General features: G+C 66.8%; 4 protein-coding genes and 1 pseudogene. 2 read left to right on the forward strand and 3 right to left on the reverse strand.

Annotation, left to right across the window (positions count from 1 at the left end; translation table 11 throughout):
- Positions 1–127, forward strand: a pseudogene (locus KZA10_RS11240) (IS5/IS1182 family transposase); the annotation flags it as partial.
- Between the two features lie 349 nt (positions 128–476).
- On the opposite strand, the gene KZA10_RS11245 reads toward KZA10_RS11240, so the two are convergent.
- The 3 genes from KZA10_RS11245 to KZA10_RS11255 form a co-directional block, all read right to left on the reverse strand.
- Positions 477–1,040 (reverse strand): sigma-70 family RNA polymerase sigma factor, encoded by a 564-nt coding sequence (locus tag KZA10_RS11245; protein ID WP_218682930.1) that lies wholly within the window; start codon positions 1,038–1,040, stop codon positions 477–479.
- Between the two features lie 92 nt (positions 1,041–1,132).
- Entirely contained in the window at positions 1,133–1,711 is a 579-nt protein-coding gene (locus KZA10_RS11250; protein ID WP_306300810.1) for a dihydrofolate reductase family protein, read from the reverse strand.
- Positions 1,708–2,247: a winged helix-turn-helix transcriptional regulator gene (locus KZA10_RS11255; RefSeq protein WP_308289653.1), complete on the reverse strand. Its 540-nt coding sequence runs from the start codon at positions 2,245–2,247 to the stop codon at positions 1,708–1,710. The genes KZA10_RS11250 and KZA10_RS11255 overlap by 4 nt, the downstream gene beginning before the upstream one ends.
- 77 nt (positions 2,248–2,324) lie before the next feature.
- On the opposite strand from KZA10_RS11255, the gene KZA10_RS11260 reads away from it, so the two are divergent.
- On the forward strand, positions 2,325–2,753 hold the full coding sequence (locus KZA10_RS11260; RefSeq protein WP_218682931.1) for a hypothetical protein: 429 nt from the start codon (positions 2,325–2,327) through the stop codon (positions 2,751–2,753).
- The last annotated feature ends 115 nt before the right edge of the window (positions 2,754–2,868 follow it).

Consider the following 2,868-nt stretch of genomic DNA (forward strand, 5'->3'; position numbering starts at 1 on the left):
GTTCGCTCTCGCCAAGCAATGGCGGGGCCTCGCCACCCGCTACGACAAGCTCGCGATCACCTACCGCGCGGCCGTCACCATCAGCGCAATCCTCACCTGGCTACGCCATATGGGAGACACGCCCTAGATGCCTCGTACTGCATCGTCCCGTCCGGCATCGCGAGAGTCTGCTCGGTCGGAGTGATCATGCCTTTCACAGGCACGGGCTCCCCGGTGTCCTGAGCAGCGGCGACCGCAGAAGAGACGGCCATCTGCTGGATGTCGCGGAACGACTGCGCCGGAATGGCTCTCCCTGAGCCCTGTCCTGAGCCTGCCGGAGAGGCCGATGCCGACAGCGCTCCCCCTCCCAGGACGATAGCGAGAACGCAGACGGAACCGAGAGCGGTACGGGCACGACCGCGCGAGCCTGAAGAAAGGAGATTCACAGACAAAAGCTATGGTTCCGCTGAGAGCCAGCGCAATGTCGATCTTCTGGATTAATCCGTTTGTAAGGTATTCGCCGCTCGAGCAATAGCGGCGTCTGGAGGGCGCTCGAGCCCGAGCTCCCGTGACAGCTTCGCCCGCGCCCGACTCAGGGTCGTGAAGACCACGGACTGCGAACACCGAAGCAGCTCTGCGATCTCGCCTGCGGACAGTCGGTCCCAGTAGAAGAGGACGATCATCCTCTTCTCCCGCGGGGTCAGCACGACGGCGATCGCGTGACGCACGGCGAGCGCGTCGAGGATGTCGGAGGGACGCTCCCCCACGGGCCCGCGCCGCAGCGCTTCCAATGCTCGGTCCTTCGCACGGGTCTTTCGCCCACGATCCTTGAGCTTGTTGTCGGCGACATGCAACAGCCAGAGCAGGCCCATGGGCTTCCGCTCATCCAGCTTCAGCCAGGCGAGCGCGAACACCTCGGAGACGAGGTCGGCCACCTCTTCCTCACCCACGCCCTCGAGGACGCACTCGACATGATGCTGCACACGCGCCCAGTTGGCCGCGAACACCCTGTTGAAGACTGCAGCACGCTCGGCCTGCCGCGCCTGTTTTCGTACCCCCACATTCGGATCGTATTGCACCCAGCCGAAGCCCTTACGTCACTCGAACGTCCCAACCTCCGGCACCCGATCTGTCCGCCCATACCGGAGCAGGGTCACGCCCGCCTCATCCGTGATCGGCGACGCCAACAGGCGCAGCACGCTCGGCAGCGCGTTGTCGTCGAACACCTTCTTGCCGGCACCGAGCAGCAGCGGATACACCCACAGGTCTGCTCATCGAAGAGCCCCTCGGCAAGCAGCGTGTGGACGAAATCGATGCTGCCGATCACGTGCACCTCGCGGTGCGCCGCCCGCATCGTGGCGGTCTCCGCCGCCAGGTCGGCGCCCACGCGGGTGCTGCCGTCCCAATCGAGCGCGAGATCGGCATCCCGCGTAGCCACGTACTTCGGAACCCGGTTGAAGAGCGTGCCGATGTCGCCGGACTCTCCCTCGGTGTGATGCGGCCAGTACGACGCGAAGATGTCGTAGGTGCGCCGCCCGAGCAGCAGCGCATCGAGCCCGCGCATGCCTTTCTCGATCTCGGGGCCGACGCCGGATGAGGGGTATCCGGCCTGCCAGCCGCTGAAGCGGAACCCGCCGGAGGTGTCTTCGTCGGTGCCGCCCGGACCTTGAGCGACGCCGTCGAGCGAGGTGAAGAGGTCGATCAGGATGCGACCGGATGCGTGGTCGTTCATGTCATGCTCCCTACTTTCAGCCGTGCGATGTGGAAGGTGGTGGCGAACGAGTCCAACCACGACTCCTCGCCTCTGACGACCGCGACGATATCCTGCGCCAGCGCTTCTGCCGGCGTGACCTCGCCGCCGATCAGGTGCCGGACGCCGGGACCGGCGACGATCACCGCATCCGGCTCTGCGTCGGGAAGACTTCCGCCGACCGGCGGGGCCGGTGGTGCGATCTGCGCGACCCGGAGTTCCCCCTCGCGCACCGACGCGCGCAGGGCGACGTCGCCGACGTGCAGCTCGTACTCGGCGTCCACGGCACGATCGGCCATGAACGCCGTGTGCAGCGCCATCGTGAGGGAGTCCGCGGTGATGACGTCGCCCGGTTCCGGGTCGCCCATCGCCTGGAAGCCCCACCGTCCGAGGGCGAGCACGATCGGCTCGATCGAGCGGCCGTAGGGGGTGAGCTCGTACACGAGGCCGCAGTTCGACAACGGCACCCGCCGCACGACCCCACCCTCCTGCAGCTCCTTCAGCCGGAAGGCACCCACGCTTGTCAAGAGCAAGTGGCTCCCGATCCCCCGCACGGGGGATGCGACGCCGACACGCCCCGCCCTACGGTGGAGGGATGTCTGCTGTCCCGTTCCTCCGCACGCCGACCGAGCGCGAACGGCGCGGCGACATCGTCCTCGCCGTGGTCATGTTCGTGGGAGCCGTGCTGAGCGCCGGGCTCTCCTCGATCGCCCAGGTGTACGGCGACGAACAGGCCCCGTTGTGGACCGCACTCGTGTACGCGGTCGTCGTGACCGCTCCTCTCGCGGTCCGCCGCCGCTGGCCCGGCACGGTCGCCGTCATCGTGGTCGTCGCCTACTTCATCGCGGTGACGATCCGCGTCCCCGAGATCTACGTCGGCAACATCGCGATGTTCATCGCGATCTACACGGCGGGGGCGTGGATGAACGATCGTCGCCGCGCGGTCATCGTCCGCATCGGGATCATCGTGAGCATGTTCGTTTGGCTGCTGATCACGATGTACCGCGACGCGTACCTCGAATGAGCCAGGCGAACGACGGCAAGGCGCTCGAGACCAGCGTCGACGGCAAGAGCTACGCACGCATCCCGCTGCGCACCCGCGTGGTCATGCCCGAGGACGACCTCGATGCGATCATCAC

This window comes from Microbacterium sp. BF1 (assembly GCF_019279095.1).
Lineage (GTDB): Bacteria > Actinomycetota > Actinomycetes > Actinomycetales > Microbacteriaceae > Microbacterium > Microbacterium maritypicum.